A 13,197-nucleotide genomic window follows, 5' to 3' on the forward strand; every position below is an offset into this window, starting at 1 on the left:
GCTGGTCAGAGTCACTTCGCTGGTCAGTCATGAGTCTCCCTCCCCGCTGCAGAGTCTTCCCTATGGCACTGACATCACCCCTGTCTGGAGGGTGGTTTATCTCATGCTAAAACGGGTGGAATGGGTGGGCCGCTGGGGCCGGTCCTGTCACCTCCGCCGCATCGACACGGTTTGTCGGGCACAGCCGCATCGCACTGCGCGTCTACTGACCTTCGTGCACTGTCGATGACCGGCTGTTCGGATACGGCCGCTCGCCGCCGTCCGAATGGGTGAAGAACGGTGGGCGTCTAAATCGTTGATTCGGAGCCGATTTCCAGCTTGAGGCAAGGAAGCGCCGAGCTGACTGTGGTGCTTCCTCACCTCGTCCGGAACCGGTTTGGGTAGCGCTATTGGCTGCTCAGGAACCAGTCAAACCAGTTCAGCAGCCCGGGAGCGCAGCGCTGGGACGAGTTCGGGATGGTCTCCGCGTGAGGCCGACTGCAGTAGCTCGGTCACGACGATGATCTGGGCGATGCGTCCGAGTTCCGTCTTGAGTACGGGGAAGGCGTCACGGACGCGCTGGGCGAAGCGGGGAACGAGCAGGGAGTACGCCAGCAGCATGGCAGCGTCGTGGCCTACCGGTGCCAGGCCGAAGCCCTCCCAGTCGAGCAGATAGGGGGTGGTGCTCGTGAGGTTGGCCGTGTGCAGGTCTCCGTGCGCCGTCGCCCAGTCCGTGATCTTCGGGGCAGGCATGCCGAGGAAGCGCGGGACGCTGCGGTCCACCCACTCCTGTCGTACGGCCACGCGGTCTGTGGGGGCGACGCTCACGTAGTCGAGGTCGGTACGGAGGGAGTGCCACCAGGCGGTCGGCAGGTCTGGGTCCGTGTGCAGGACGGGGCTGTGGGAGCAGATAGGCTCGGCGACGTACTGGTGTAGCTCGGCCTGGTAGGCGTAGCCGTCGCTGCTGGACTCCGTGGTGTCGTGGAGCAGGGGCTTATGAACGTGCCCGTCGAAGAGTGCGGCGGCCTGGCGATTGCCCTCCCAGATCTTTCCTGCGGCTCTGTCCTGTGGCGTGGAGAGCAGACGCAGCCAGCAGGCGCCCCGGTCCGGGTGCTCGACGCGGCTGCTGAGGGTGCGGCCGTGCCAGCCCCAGACCTCGGGGCCGGTGACTGTGACATCCAGCGTCTCAGCAGACTGCGCGAAGACCCGGCGCATGCGCTGCTGGTCCGTAGGGTCAGCCGGCGGCGAGTACATCCAGCACCTTTCGCAGTGTAGGGACAGGGAGGGCCGGGTTCCGCAGGGCGGCTTGGGCTTCGGCCCAGTGTGCCGGGGTGGAGGCGGAGAGCAGAGTCCGCGTCACCCCGGGGCAGGACGCCGCCGCCAGCAGGCATGCCTGGACGGTGGTGAGGTCCGGGTTCAGCAGCGCGGTGAGTTCGCGGGTGGCCAGGTGTGGCAGTTCGCCGCCGAAAAGGGGTGCCGAGGCGTACACCTGCCATCCGAGGCCGGCCGCCTGAGCGATGGGGCCATCGCCGTTCAGGGCCTGGGCGAAGGCGGTGGCGGTGACGAGGGATACGGGCAGCTGGATGGCCCGTAGGTGGTGCTGTTCCGTGCCGGCGGCTTCGGTGGCCAGCCGGTGCAGGGCAGTGATGCTCAGGGCGCCGGTGTCGAAGCCGTCCCAAGTGGCGACGCCGTATGAGGTGAGGGTGCCGGCGGCCGCTTCTGCTTCGAGGGCGGCAAAGGTGCCGCGGAGGGCTTCGTAAGGGTCGCCGACGGTGCGCTCGGGGTTGTGGGCGAAGACGAGGTCCAGGCGGCCGCGGCCGAGTTCGGTGCGGTTGCGGGCGCATTGCCAGTGGACGTACGGGCTGCTCAGGCAGTGCCCGTGCTCCGCGTCAACGCTGGTGATGACTCCGTCTGAAACAGCATCCTTGGCGGATTGGCCGGTCAGGAATCCGACCTTGGTGGAGACCTGAACGGAATGCTGGGTGAGAACGGGGGCGAGCAGCGGCTGCGCCTGCCCACCGAGGTAGTTGGGTGCGGTGTCAAGCCACGCGGTGCCGGGGTCGGTGGCCGCGCGGCCAACAGCGTCGTTGAGCGCGGAGGGGCGGAGGCGATAGGTGCCCAGCCCCAGGGCTGCCGTCGTCATCGTTCGTTCCCCTCCACTGCGATCGCTTGGCCGCTCATCAGCTCGGAGACGACGGCCGCCACCTCAGCGATCGAGATGCGAGCCGCTGCAGCCAGCTCACCGAGAGGCATGGTGCGGGGTGCGACGGACATCAGGCGCTGGAGTAGCGGCAGGGCTTCCTCGGCCATCTCCCACTCGTTGTCGCAGGCTCGGAACACCACTCTGCTCCCGGTGGCCACGGGCTCCAAGCGGGCTCGTGTGGTGGTCAGCCCTACGCGTACCGCCGGATCTGCGGGGATACCGGCGATGTGGGGCAGGCTCGGCCGCAGACGAGTGAGGTCGGTTCCATCGAGCATTGCCGTGTACCGGTCGATGAGGTCTGGAGCTTCCAGGGCGGATACGACTTCTCTGCGCAACCCATCCAGGTAGGCGGCCCGCTGCGCAGCCGACGCGTGTACAGGCAGGTCTTCACGCAGGACGTCGTGGCGGCGCAGGTCGTCGGCGAGCCAGGACAGCAGCTGTGCGCCGGTGGTGGTCTGGAGGCCGAAGGTGAGATGAAGGGAGCGCTCGCCCTCTGAGGCGGCCACCGAGTGCCACCAGCCGCGCGGGAGGTACAGCACGTCCCCGGGGCGCAGTACCAGTTCCGCGACCGGCTCCTCCGGCGGAGGCTCAGGTTCGTCGGTGTCCTTGTGCATGGGAGCTGTGCGGGTCGGCCCGTACAGCTTCCAGCGCTTGGCGCCGTCGATCTGGATGACAACGACGTCGTGGTCGTCCCAGTGCACGCCGAAGCCCTCGCGGGCGGTCCACGACGCGTACAGGTTGACCTGCACGCCGGTGCGCAGCCACTGCTCCAGCTCCATCGCGGCACGGCTGACGGGCGGGTGGAGTTCGTCGACGGCGTCGATGACGAGGGAGGCGCCCTCGGCGAGAAGGGCGTGCAGCTCGGCGGGGTGCAGGCGCTGCCAGACGGTGTGCCGACGGGTGGTGACCGGGGTGGTGTAGCGGTAGGCGGGCAGCATCTCGCCGTCCGCGGACAGGCGGAGACGGGGCGGATCCAGGCGATGGGTGGCGAGGATGGTGTTGACGTCGCCCCACGTGACCAGTCGGCTTGGGTCGGGAACGGCGGTGGGGACGTAACGGTGGTGGCGGTGGAGCACCTGGGCCAGGAACTCGTCCTGGCCCAGGTGCGCCGCCAGGTTCAGCGGCGACAACGCGTCTCCTTCCGAATCAGTCGTTGCCGTCGGAGCGGCCGGTGCTGCCGCCGTCGGACGGGGTGACGCCGCGCTCGCGGGCGGCCTGGATCCGGCGACGTGCCTTGACCAGTCCGGCCTGGGCCGGACCGGCCGTCGGCGTGGTGGCAGGGGTGTGAGGCATTGCTCCTCCTAGAGCCGATGGATGAAGTGGCATTGCTGACCCACCTCGGACGCCGCTCGGCCTGTCCAAGCGGCGTAGTGGCTGGACCGTCCGAAGCGGGGTCTTGCGGCCCGCCCCTGCCGGGACTTCTCGAAGTAGGGAACATCTCGATCGGTACGTCCGGCAGGGACGGGAACTCAGGGGCCGGCCGGGGCGGCGGAGACCGCGATGCCGACTACGAAGCCGCACGAAGCGGAGATCAGCACGATCAGCAGTGGGCCCGTGTAGCGCGCCAGTCGGGCCACGGCGCGGCTCATCATGGCTTCCACCACGCCCGCCAGAGCCGGGTGATGATCTCCCGGTGGCTGTGATGCGAAGGATTGCGGCCACCGTGCACGAGCATCCGGTTCTGCGGTTTCGCGGAGTCGACGCTCGTTGGCGAGTTCTCACCGCAGACTGCGTACTGCATCGCGTAGGTGGTGGGCTCGGCGTCGGGCTCCCGGTCGGGCTGAAGGGTCCACTCCTTGTGGCACATGACCGCTCGGACGGCTGCCACCCGTGCTTTCGAGGATCTGGGCGAGCCGGAGGACTGGTCGGTCGCTCACCAGAAGCTGGCCTTGGCCCATCGTGGCGCCGGCGATCTGAAGCAGGCCCTGCACTACATCGACATCGCACGCACCACTGGCACCGTCGACTCCCCGATGCAGCGGGTCCGGTTGGACACCGCCTACGGGCACATCCTTCTGTCGGATGCGGCGACCCGGAATGATGGACTGTCCGTCCTCGACCAGGCGGCACAGGTGGCCCGGCAGTACGGGTTGAGCCACCAGCTGCGCAGCATCGAGGGCATCCGAAAGGACCAGCAGGGATGAACCAGGGAGTGCCAGTGCCGGAGCACGAGCAGCGTCAGATCACCGACGAGCAGTTCCACGACGCGACGCTGATCTGGAACTACCACCAGATGGGCCACGAGCAGCGGCCCTGCTCGGCGGCAATCGGCCTGGGCAGCCACGACCTGGGTGTGGCCACTACGGCAGCCGATCTGTACCGCGCCGGCCTTTTCCCGGTCGTGGTGTTCAGCGGGGGCAACAGCCCCACCACCCGCGACCGCTTCCCGCGCGGCGAGGCCGTCCACTACCGCGAACATGCTCTGAGCCTGAGCGTGCCCGACGGGGCCATCCTGGTCGAGCCGAAGGCGTCCAACACCGGCCAGAACGTCACCTTCTCCCACGAGCTGCTGGCCGAGGCCGGGGTGGAGGTCGAGTCGCTGATGCTGATCTCCAAGCCGTACATGGAGCGCCGCTCGTACGCGACCTGCCGCAAGCTATGGCCCGAGGTGGACGTCGTGTGCGCCTCGGAGCCGCTGGAACTGGATGACTACATCAAGTCCATCGGCGACGAGAAGCTCGTCGTCGACATGCTCGTCGGCGACCTGCAACGGGTGATCGAGTACCCGAAGCTTGGTTTCGCCGTCGAGCAGGACGTACCAGGGGATGTGCATGACGCTTACGGGCGCCTCCTGCGCGCTGGCTTCGACAGCCGTCTCATCAGCACCTGAGCTGCCCCGCGTCGGCCCGCCGGGCGGAGCGTGCGCGATCCACCAACCGAATCTGTTCCCGCGGCTGTCCACATTGGCGAAGCTCTTCGCCGCCGACCGCTGGATCGTCCTCGACGACGTGCAGTTCGCTCGGCGCGACTACCAGCACCGAGCCCGCCTCGCCGCCCTGGACGACCCCGGTCTGCAGCAGTGGCTCACACTCCCGACGCACCTTCCTCACGGCCGCCCGACGCTGATCAACGAGGCCCGGCTCGTTGATCAGCGCCGCTCACGCCGGACGGTCGAGCTGCTCGTGCGCCAGTACTACGGTCGCAGTCATCATTGGGATGCCGTGCGCGAGGTCCTGGGCGCGGTCCTGGATGCACTCGACACCACAGACCACTTGGCAGGTATCGCGAGAGCGTCGACGACCGCCCTGCTCGCGGCTCTCGGCTGGACGGGGGAAGTGCTGGACAGCCGCGAGATCCCCGCCCGCCAGGGTCGGTCCGAGCGCCTCGCCGACCTCGCCGCGGCCACGGGCAGTACCCACTATCTGTGCGGTACCGGCGGCCTGCGTTACCTCGACACAGGCCCCTTCGAAGCCCATGACATCCCGGTGCTGCCCTTCTGTACCCCTGTAGGTACGGATGTCCCACTCTGGCAGTGGAGCCGTCGGGTCAGCAGCCTCTGGGCCCTGAGCAAGATCGGCCCTGGGGCGTTGGCGAACCGACTGGCTTCCCGACGAGAAGCACGCTTCTTCAAGCCAGGGCGATACTGAGCCGCTACTGCACGAGGCGTAGAACGGGACGCTGTTCCTGGACTTCGAGTAGTTCGCGGACCCGCTTGGTCGTCCAGGCCAGTTCATGAGCCAGCGCGGCCACCGACAGACCGGCTTCCTTGCAGGCCAAATCGAAGGCTTGGCGGAGCAGGGACGGCTGCTCACCAGAGTAGTTCGAAACCGACTCCGGAATGAAACCTGGTTGGCCCTCCAGGGCTCGGAGTCGTTGATAGGTACGGCTGGTTGTGGCGTCGGAGATAAGCCCGAGTTCACGGCACCGGTAGACGAGTGAGTGGATGGAGACGCCCCAGACCTGGCGGAGCTCGGCCAGACGAGCGAGGTCCATTCGTTTGGGCAGGAGAGGGAGGATGCTGCCTTGCGGAGTGAGGAACTCGGCGGCGAAGGCGTCGGCCTCCTTCTCCTGACGGCTGTCACCGGTGGCTTCGCCGTGGAGTACGAGGTGTCCCAGTTCATGGGCGGCCGTGAAGCGGTGGCGATAGACGTCGTCAGCGCGGTTGGCGGTAAGAACCACAAGTGGCCGTGCCGCACGCGTGGAGAACGCGTCGACCGTCGCGGCCGAAGGATCGGATGCAGGGGGCATCACGACAACGATGCCGTGGGACTCCATGCGTCGGACCAGATGGGTGACGGGGCCGTCTCCTACGCCCCAGCGCCGCCGCAGCTCGCGTGCTGCTGCAGCCGGGTCCGTGGGCAGCTCTGCTCCAGGATGGATCTCACCACCGGCAAAGCCGGGCAGGTCTACGAGGGGGAGCTGGATTCGCCGTTCGAGGGCGTAGGTGAGCTCCCACACCTGCTCGGCGAAGGCCAGAGCCCGTTCCCTCTGGGACTTCGGCGTGCTGCGCAGGCTGCGGAAGTGGGCCATGGAGGAGTCGAGCCGATTCGATGGGCGGCCGACGAGGAAGAAAGTGGCCGGTACGCCGAGCACTTCGGCAAGGCGAGGGACGAGGTCAGGGCGAGGGCGAGATACGCCCGTCTCGTACTGGCCCACCGCCGCAGGAGTCACCCCGAGGGCATGCGCGACGTCCTTCTTCGTCATCTCGGCCAACCGACGTGCCTGCGTCAGCCGGGCCGGATCGAAACCGTCGGAGATGGCGCGGGGCGTTGTGCCCCGCTCCTCCAAGCCTGGGATGAGGTCTTGCTTAATGGTTCGCATCGTCTTCGCTGGTCTGGTCGTCGGCCGGCTCTGCTTCGGTCAGCGGCGGAACGTCGCGCTGCTGATCAACATTCGCACGCGACGACAGCGTAAGGGTCGGCTCTGCCCCGTCGCCGAAGCTGGTCAGTTCCAGCTCGGGCGATGTCGGCTGCTTGGGGACACTCCTGAGAGGCTGCCCGTGGAAGGTGACGGTGTCGGGCAGGGCGAGAGGTTCGGGGACCGTCTCCCACACCAAGCGCCGGTCCGTACCCAGTGCGGCCAAGCCCCAGTAGGCGTCCAGTAGCTCGGAGGCATTGCAGGAGAAGGGGACCAGAACCAGCCGCGTGTCAGGAGGCACAGTCGCGAGACCACCTCGCGGCTCCACTGCCTGACCGGTCTCGCCGAAGCCGTCGAAGTCAAACGCGTCCTGCACATGAGCCGGCTCGGCAGCGAAGGTGAACAGCTCATGCACCAACCGGGACTCGCGCGGGATGCGGGCTGTGCGTACGTCCGACCGGGTCTTCGAGTAGAGGAACGGATAGATCAGACCACGCCCGACGAGCATGAGCTCGAAGGGGAACCCGAACGGTCTAACGGGAACGGCTCCCGCCAGATCCTTCAACTCTTCCCGCACCCGCTCGAACTGGCCCTGCCAGCGGGCCGAGCCGTAAGTGTGGTTGGTCCGCGAGTCGGTCTGCTCCTGCGCAGCCTGCGCGTTGGCCTGCATGTTCCGCAGAGCCTGCCCGATGCTCACGCGGACTACTGGAGCTTGCTTGCCGAACACCTCGGTCGCCCAAGGGGAGAGAGGCACACTCATGCGGACGACTCCTCCGGTCGGACTTCGCATTGGGGCACTTCACTGGGCGGCAGACTTTAGTTGATGTACGAATTATTACACAAGCGCTTCTGTGTCGTGCGCGATGCGTTACGAGTGCAGCCCGTTCCAGAGTCCACGCGTCCGCCGATCGAGGAAGCGTGTGGGGGTACGGCCCTGTAGCCGACTGTGGGTCAACGGTGCCGTTGGCCGCCTGGTGCGGACTGCTGGGTCGGAGGCGACTTTGCCGACGTGGGTGGCGTCTGCCCGGTCGAAGCAGGGGTACGGTCCGTGCGTTGGACGCCTGCCGGACGCCGATGCGCTGGATGCGCCAGGTCGTACCGGTTCACGACCTTCTGGTTCGGTCGGGGCTGGGTGAGGGCGGCCAGTGGTACGGCGGCTTGCTGGTAGGCGACCTGGAGATTGGTGAGGGTCTGGTGGGCGGCTTCGGTCTGCTGGGCGTGGTGGCGCCTGGTGTGCCAGTGGGCGGCGGCGATGATAACGACCAAGGCGGTGTCGAGGAACAGGGCCAGCCCGGTTCCGTCGCCGGTCACTGGTGCAGTGCGTGGCTCTCGGATGGCGCGGTGCAGGGCGCGGGCGTGCCAGCCTTGGGTGCGGATGCGGATGCGGATGCGGATGCGGATGCGGGTGGCGCGTTCGAAGGTTTCGGCGGCTGCCGCAACCGGGGGCATAGGCCGTGGGGGCGCGAGCAGTGGCAGAGTGTCGAGGGCTTCGCCGAAGGCGGCGAGGTGGGCCTGGGCGACTGCGTCGTCGCTGTGGTCGAGGTGGTGGGGGATGCGGTCGGCCGCGGCGGCGGCCTGCTGCCAGGGGCTGGTCCGATAGCCCAGCTCCTGGGTGTTTTGGGGGCCGATGATGGTGAGGCGTTCCGCGATTTTGGGGTAAGACAGGTCGGGGCGAGGGCGGAGCCGGAGATAGCTCGTCCTTCGCGGGCATCTCGTGACAGCTCCCCACCCTCTGCGCACACGGCGTGTGTGCCATATGTGTGCTGCGAGCTCGGAGGCCCTCCGGTTCGCTGGACGGAAGGGCCTCTGACCTGGTGTTGCTCTGTGCCCCCGGCAGGATTCGAACCTGCGACACCCGCTTTAGGAGAGCGGTGCTCTATCCCCTGAGCTACGGAGGCGGGGATGTGACGCGGTCAGTGTAGCGGGCCGGGGAGGGGTGGACGGGGCGGAGGGTCGGGGGTGGGTGACGGGGGTCACGCCGGTGAAAGAAATAAGTGGGGAACAGGTCCCCGTTTGTGGTTGTGTCGACAGTGACGGGAAGAGGAGGCCGGAGTGCGGGCGGACGCGGCGCGGAACCGGGAGCGGATCGTAGGCGCGGCTCGGGAGCTGTTCGTCGAGTGGGGTGCCGAGGTGCCGCTCGACGAGGTGGCGCGCCGGGCCGGCGTGGGTAACGCCACGCTGTACCGGCACTTCGCGGATCGGGACGCGCTGGTGCGCGGGGTCGTGGCGCACGTGACCGACAGCGTCGCCGGGCGGGCCCGGGAGGCGCTGGCGGACGACGGTGACCCGTTCGACGCCCTGTGCCGGTTCGTCTTCGGTGCGGTGGAGGAGCGGATCGGGGCGCTGTGTCCGATGATCTCGCACGCCTTCGACCGCGCGCATCCGGAACTGCTGGCGGCCCGGGACCGGCTGGACGCCCTGGTGGCGAGGCTGCTGGACCGGGCGCAACGGGCCGGTGCCGTGCGGCCGGACGTGGCCGTCGGCGATCTGCTGATGGCACTCAGCCAGTTGAGCCGTCCGCTGCCGGGGACGGGGTGCGATCAGCTCGAACAGTTCATGGCCCGGCACGTCCGGCTGTTCCTCGACGGCCTCCGCGCCCCGGCGCCGTCCCGGCTTCCGGGGACTCCGGCGACGTTGGAGGCGTTGCGCCGACCCGTCTGAGACCGAAGGCCCCTTCGGTCTCCTCAGTTCTTTCGTTCGTGCTCTCCAAGGGGGGAATCCGTGGTGTCCGAAACACCGACGCAACCTGATCCCAAGCGGTGGAAGGCCCTGGCCTTCATCGCCATAGCCCAGCTGATGGTCGTCCTGGACGCCACCATCGTCAACATCGCCCTGCCCTCGGCCCAGGAGGATCTGGGCATCTCCGAGGCCAACAAGCAGTGGGTCATCACCGCGTACGCGCTGGCCTTCGGTGGTCTGCTGCTCTTCGGCGGCCGGGTCGCCGACCTGTGGGGACGTCAGCGGACGTTCGTGACCGGCCTGATCGGCTTCGCCCTGGCCTCCGCGCTGGGCGGCATGGCCGTCAACCAGGGCATGCTCTTCGGCGCGCGGGCGCTGCAGGGCGTGTTCGGGGCGCTGCTGGCCCCGGCCGCGCTGTCGCTGCTCGCGGTGATGTTCACCGACGCCAAGGAGCGGGCCAAGGCGTTCGGCATCTACGGTGCCATCGCGGGCGGTGGCGGTGCCATCGGCCTGATCCTCGGCGGCGTCCTGACGGAGTACCTCGACTGGCGCTGGACGTTCTACGTCAACATCCCGTTCGCCGTCGTCGCGGCGGTCGGGGCCGTCCTGGTCATCCGGGAACCGGCCGGCGCGCGGAACCGTTCGACGCTGGATATTCCCGGTGTGCTGCTCTCGACGCTCGGCCTCGTGGCCCTGGTGTACGGCTTCACGCGCGCCGAGGTGCACGGCTGGTCGGACGCGGGCACGGTGTGGACGTTCGTGGCGTCCGTCGTGCTGCTGGCCGCGTTCGTCCTGACGGAGTCCCGTACCCGGGCGCCGCTGCTGCCGCTGCGCGTCGTCGCGGACCGCAACCGTGGCGGGGTGTACCTCTCGCTCGGGCTCGCGATCATCGCGATGTTCGGACTGTTCCTCTTCCTCACCTACTACCTGCAGTTGGTGAAGGGGTACGACCCGATGAAGACCGGCTTCGCCTTCCTGCCCATGATCATCGGCATGGTGACCGGTTCGACGCAGATCGGCGCCCGGCTGATGACCCGGGTCCGGCCGCGGCTGTTGATGGGGCCGGGCTTCCTGGTCGGCTCGCTCGGGATGCTGATGCTGACGCAGCTGGAGACGGACAGCTCCTACCTCACCCTGATCCTGCCCGCGCAGTTGCTGCTGGGCCTCGGCATGGGGTCGGCGTTCATGCCGGCGATGTCGCTGGCCACGTACAACGTGCGGCCGCAGGACTCCGGGGTCGCCTCGGCGATGGTGAACACCTCGCAGCAGGTCGGCGGGGCCATCGGTACGGCGCTGCTCAACACCATCGCGGCGAGCGCCGCCGCGTCGTACGTGCCCTCGGCGCCGGTTGTGGGGGACGTGCGGCTGCTGGCCGTCGTGCACGGATACACGACGGCGATCTGGTGGGCGTTCGGCATCCTGGTGCTGGCCGCGACCCTCGCCTTCACGCTGGTCAACGCCAAGGGCCAGCGGGGCGGTCCGGTGACGGGCAGCCCGAAGGACGCCGGGGAGGCGGAGCCCGTGCCGGTGCTGGCGCCTTGACGCGGCCCCTTCACGGAGCCGGTGCACAGGGGCGGTTCGGCCGAGGGCCGGGCCGCCCCGAGGCGTGCGTCAGACGGGCACCCGGAGCCGGGTCGGGGCGGGAGCTTCGAGGGCGCCCCTCACGGACGCCTGCGCGCGGGCGGCCAGTTCGCGACGGGTGAGGCCGTCGGACGCGAACGGAGGATGGGCCCGCACGGTGACGGACAGCCCGGAGGCCCGCGCCACGCGTCGCAGCGACGTGCCGAACGACGCCGCACCGACGTAGGCCGGGACGGTGCTGGGCGCGCCGAACTGGCGGTACCCGAGGCTCACCGGCTGGACGGGCGCGCCCGCGTCGACGGCGGCCTGGAACGTGGCACGGCGGAAGGCGCCACCGGGCGGCGCGCACCACGTCGTGGCGCCGGGGAAGAGCGCGACGTTCCGCCCCGAGCGCAGGACGGCGGCGATCTCGGCGACGGCGTCGGGCAGTGTCCGGACGGCGTCGCGGTCGAGGAACAGGGTGCCGGCCCGTCCGGCCAGCCGCCCCAGCACCGGCCAGCCGGCCACGTCCCGCTTCGCGAGCAGCGGCGTCGGCACGACGGCGAGCAGCGCGACGGCGTCCAGCCAGGAGATGTGGTTGGCGACGATGAGTGTGCCCGGAGGGCCGGTGCCGCCCGTGGCCCTGCCGTCCGCCCCACTGCCACCCGTGCCCCTGCCGTCCGGCGCCACGGACGGCAGGGGCACGCCCTGCGTCTCCAACGTGACGCCGAGCGCGCCGAGGACGGACCGGGCCCGCTCCCGCAGCAGGAGCGGGTCGGCGAGCCGCTCACCGTCGCGGAAGGCGCGGCCGACCGTGGCGGTGACGGCCGCCAGACGTCGGGCTGCCGTCGTGGCGGGCACCGGCTGCGCGCTCGGCCCCACACACCGCACGGTGCACGGGGAGGTGACGCGCCACAGCGTCATCTCCCGGCTCCGTCGGGGGACGTGCCGAGGAAGTAGCGCCGGTAGCGGTCGCCCAGGCGCTCCATGTCCAGCAGCGTGAAGAAGTCGGCGGTGCCGAACTCGGGGTCGTACGCGGGCGGTCCGCACAGCCACGCCCCGATGCGCAGGTACCCGCGCAGGAGGGGCGGCAGGTCGGCGGGGGAGGGTCGCTCGGTGAACGGCTCGGTGAACGGCTCGGTGGGGCGCCACGGCCGGTGCGGAGTGACGCGCAACTGCGCGGGGGCGGCGTGCCGGCCCTCGGCCAGACGCAGGGCGGTGTGCGCGGCCCGCTCGCCGTCGGCCAGCGGGACGGAGGCGCAGCCGGCGAGGTAGCGGTGCCCGGAGAGCAGCACGTAGCGGGTGAGGGCCGACCACAGGAGGTTGATCACCGTGCCGTTGCGGTGCTCAGGGTCGACGCAGGAGCGGCCCGCCTCGACCAGTGACGGGCGCAGCGGGGCGAGCGCCGTCAGGTCGAACTCGCCGTCCGAGTAGAGGCGGTCGCCACGGCCCGGCGGCACCAGGCGGTAGGTGCCGACGACGGCGCCGGTGGCGCGCTCCGTCACGACGAGATGATCGGCGAGGCCGTCGACGTCGTCCACGTCGTGACCGGCCAGCGGGGTGTGCAGCCGTGCCCCCAACTCGTCGCTGAAGACCCGGTAGCGCAGGCGCTGGGCGGCCCGGATCTCCTCGGCCGTGTGCGCGATCGACGCGGTGTACGCCGCCGCGCGGGGCGTTGCGGCGGCGGGTGCGTCGGCGGCGGCGGGTGCGCCGGGGGAGTCGGGTGCGGTGGTGGAGTCGGGTGCGGTGGTGGCGGGTGTGGCGGGCGGGGGCATGGTGACTCTCGCTTCCGTTGCGCGTCCCGGAACCTGTCGGACGTGTCACGTCCGGGCGCGAGGACGTCGCGCCCGCACGCCAGCGTCACCGGGAGCCCGGCCCGTGTCCGGAGGCGGGCGGCGACATAGGGGTACGGCACCCGTCCGTAGGGGGATGCGGCGCGGCTCGTCCTGCCGCGTTCACCCGTCGGTGACGTCCCGTAC

General features: G+C 69.6%; 14 protein-coding genes, 1 tRNA gene and 1 pseudogene. 5 read left to right on the forward strand and 11 right to left on the reverse strand.

The genetic code is table 11. From position 1 onward, the window contains the following. Nucleotides 1–408: 408 nt before the first annotated feature. The 5 genes from V6D49_RS16940 to V6D49_RS16960 form a co-directional block, all read right to left on the reverse strand. Nucleotides 409–1,233: a phosphotransferase gene (locus V6D49_RS16940; RefSeq protein WP_340560731.1), complete on the reverse strand. Its 825-nt coding sequence runs from the start codon at nt 1,231–1,233 to the stop codon at nt 409–411. Then, the gene (locus V6D49_RS16945) at nt 1,214–2,122 is read right to left on the reverse strand and encodes an aldo/keto reductase (RefSeq protein WP_340560733.1); all 909 of its coding nucleotides are present in this window, start codon (nt 2,120–2,122) and stop codon (nt 1,214–1,216) included. Before V6D49_RS16945 ends, V6D49_RS16940 begins: the two co-directional genes overlap by 20 nt. Next, on the reverse strand, nt 2,119–3,312 hold the full coding sequence (locus V6D49_RS16950; RefSeq protein WP_340560735.1) for a cupin domain-containing protein: 1,194 nt from the start codon (nt 3,310–3,312) through the stop codon (nt 2,119–2,121). The genes V6D49_RS16945 and V6D49_RS16950 overlap by 4 nt, the downstream gene beginning before the upstream one ends. Before the next feature lie 16 nt (nt 3,313–3,328). Next, nucleotides 3,329–3,475 carry a hypothetical protein gene (locus V6D49_RS16955; protein ID WP_340560737.1) on the reverse strand — a complete coding sequence of 49 codons (147 nt, stop codon included), beginning with the start codon at nt 3,473–3,475 and terminating at the stop codon, nt 3,329–3,331. Between the two features lie 295 nt (nt 3,476–3,770). Next, nucleotides 3,771–3,989, reverse strand: a complete 219-nt coding sequence (locus V6D49_RS16960) for a DUF7848 domain-containing protein (protein ID WP_340560738.1) — start codon at nt 3,987–3,989, stop codon at nt 3,771–3,773. Between the two features lie 13 nt (nt 3,990–4,002). Between V6D49_RS16960 and V6D49_RS16965 the strand changes: the two are divergent. The 3 genes and pseudogenes from V6D49_RS16965 to V6D49_RS16975 all read left to right on the forward strand — a co-directional run. Then, nucleotides 4,003–4,326, forward strand: a pseudogene (locus tag V6D49_RS16965) (hypothetical protein); the annotation flags it as partial. Beyond that, complete coding sequence (locus V6D49_RS16970) at nt 4,323–5,012, forward strand: YdcF family protein (protein ID WP_340560742.1); 690 nt, start codon at nt 4,323–4,325, stop codon at nt 5,010–5,012. The pseudogene V6D49_RS16965 and the gene V6D49_RS16970, both read left to right, overlap by 4 nt. Beyond that, the gene (locus V6D49_RS16975; protein ID WP_340560743.1) at nt 4,954–5,769 is read left to right on the forward strand and encodes a WbqC family protein; all 816 of its coding nucleotides are present in this window, start codon (nt 4,954–4,956) and stop codon (nt 5,767–5,769) included. The genes V6D49_RS16970 and V6D49_RS16975 overlap by 59 nt, the downstream gene beginning before the upstream one ends. Before the next feature lie 4 nt (nt 5,770–5,773). Here the strand turns inward: V6D49_RS16975 and V6D49_RS16980 are convergent, their stop codons facing one another. From V6D49_RS16980 to V6D49_RS16995, 4 genes are all read right to left on the reverse strand, one after another. Beyond that, nucleotides 5,774–6,943 (reverse strand): helix-turn-helix domain-containing protein, encoded by a 1,170-nt coding sequence (locus V6D49_RS16980; protein ID WP_340560745.1) that lies wholly within the window; start codon nt 6,941–6,943, stop codon nt 5,774–5,776. Then, nucleotides 6,930–7,739: a hypothetical protein gene (locus V6D49_RS16985; RefSeq protein WP_340560747.1), complete on the reverse strand. Its 810-nt coding sequence runs from the start codon at nt 7,737–7,739 to the stop codon at nt 6,930–6,932. Before V6D49_RS16985 ends, V6D49_RS16980 begins: the two co-directional genes overlap by 14 nt. Before the next feature lie 191 nt (nt 7,740–7,930). Continuing rightward, complete coding sequence (locus tag V6D49_RS16990; protein WP_340560748.1) at nt 7,931–8,719, reverse strand: hypothetical protein; 789 nt, start codon at nt 8,717–8,719, stop codon at nt 7,931–7,933. An 85-nt stretch (nt 8,720–8,804) separates the two neighbouring features. Continuing rightward, nucleotides 8,805–8,877, reverse strand: a tRNA-Arg gene (locus V6D49_RS16995). A 154-nt stretch (nt 8,878–9,031) separates the two neighbouring features. Here V6D49_RS16995 and V6D49_RS17000 point away from each other — a divergent pair. Further along, entirely contained in the window at nt 9,032–9,640 is a 609-nt protein-coding gene (locus V6D49_RS17000; protein WP_340560750.1) for a TetR/AcrR family transcriptional regulator, read from the forward strand. A gap of 63 nt (nt 9,641–9,703) precedes the next feature. Continuing rightward, complete coding sequence (locus V6D49_RS17005) at nt 9,704–11,200, forward strand: MFS transporter (RefSeq protein ID WP_340560752.1); 1,497 nt, start codon at nt 9,704–9,706, stop codon at nt 11,198–11,200. A 69-nt stretch (nt 11,201–11,269) separates the two neighbouring features. On the opposite strand, the gene V6D49_RS17010 is transcribed toward V6D49_RS17005, so the two are convergent. Both V6D49_RS17010 and V6D49_RS17015 read right to left on the reverse strand, forming a co-directional pair. Further along, nucleotides 11,270–12,142 (reverse strand): lysophospholipid acyltransferase family protein, encoded by an 873-nt coding sequence (locus tag V6D49_RS17010; RefSeq protein ID WP_340560753.1) that lies wholly within the window; start codon nt 12,140–12,142, stop codon nt 11,270–11,272. After that, nucleotides 12,139–12,993, reverse strand: a complete 855-nt coding sequence (locus V6D49_RS17015; RefSeq protein ID WP_340560755.1) for a GNAT family N-acetyltransferase — start codon at nt 12,991–12,993, stop codon at nt 12,139–12,141. Before V6D49_RS17015 ends, V6D49_RS17010 begins: the two co-directional genes overlap by 4 nt. Nucleotides 12,994–13,197 lie beyond the last annotated feature (204 nt).

This window comes from Streptomyces sp. GSL17-111 (assembly GCF_037911585.1).
GTDB lineage: Bacteria > Actinomycetota > Actinomycetes > Streptomycetales > Streptomycetaceae > Streptomyces.

What these genes read in the sequence shown, in the direction of transcription:
- V6D49_RS16980 (WP_340560745.1), bottom strand. Translation starts at nt 6,943, where the DNA reads ATGCGAACCATTAAGCAAGACCTCATCCCAGGCTTGGAGGAGCGGGGC.
- V6D49_RS16945 (WP_340560733.1), bottom strand. Translation starts at nt 2,122, where the DNA reads ATGACGACGGCAGCCCTGGGGCTGGGCACCTATCGCCTCCGCCCCTCC.
- V6D49_RS16960 (WP_340560738.1), bottom strand. Translation starts at nt 3,989, where the DNA reads ATGTGCCACAAGGAGTGGACCCTTCAGCCCGACCGGGAGCCCGACGCC.
- V6D49_RS16970 (WP_340560742.1), top strand. Translation starts at nt 4,323, where the DNA reads ATGAACCAGGGAGTGCCAGTGCCGGAGCACGAGCAGCGTCAGATCACC.
- V6D49_RS17010 (WP_340560753.1), bottom strand. Translation starts at nt 12,142, where the DNA reads ATGACGCTGTGGCGCGTCACCTCCCCGTGCACCGTGCGGTGTGTGGGG.
- V6D49_RS16940 (WP_340560731.1), bottom strand. Translation starts at nt 1,233, where the DNA reads ATGTACTCGCCGCCGGCTGACCCTACGGACCAGCAGCGCATGCGCCGG.
- V6D49_RS16975 (WP_340560743.1), top strand. Translation starts at nt 4,954, where the DNA reads ATGACGCTTACGGGCGCCTCCTGCGCGCTGGCTTCGACAGCCGTCTCA.
- V6D49_RS16955 (WP_340560737.1), bottom strand. Translation starts at nt 3,475, where the DNA reads ATGCCTCACACCCCTGCCACCACGCCGACGGCCGGTCCGGCCCAGGCC.
- V6D49_RS17015 (WP_340560755.1), bottom strand. Translation starts at nt 12,993, where the DNA reads ATGCCCCCGCCCGCCACACCCGCCACCACCGCACCCGACTCCACCACC.
- V6D49_RS16985 (WP_340560747.1), bottom strand. Translation starts at nt 7,739, where the DNA reads ATGAGTGTGCCTCTCTCCCCTTGGGCGACCGAGGTGTTCGGCAAGCAA.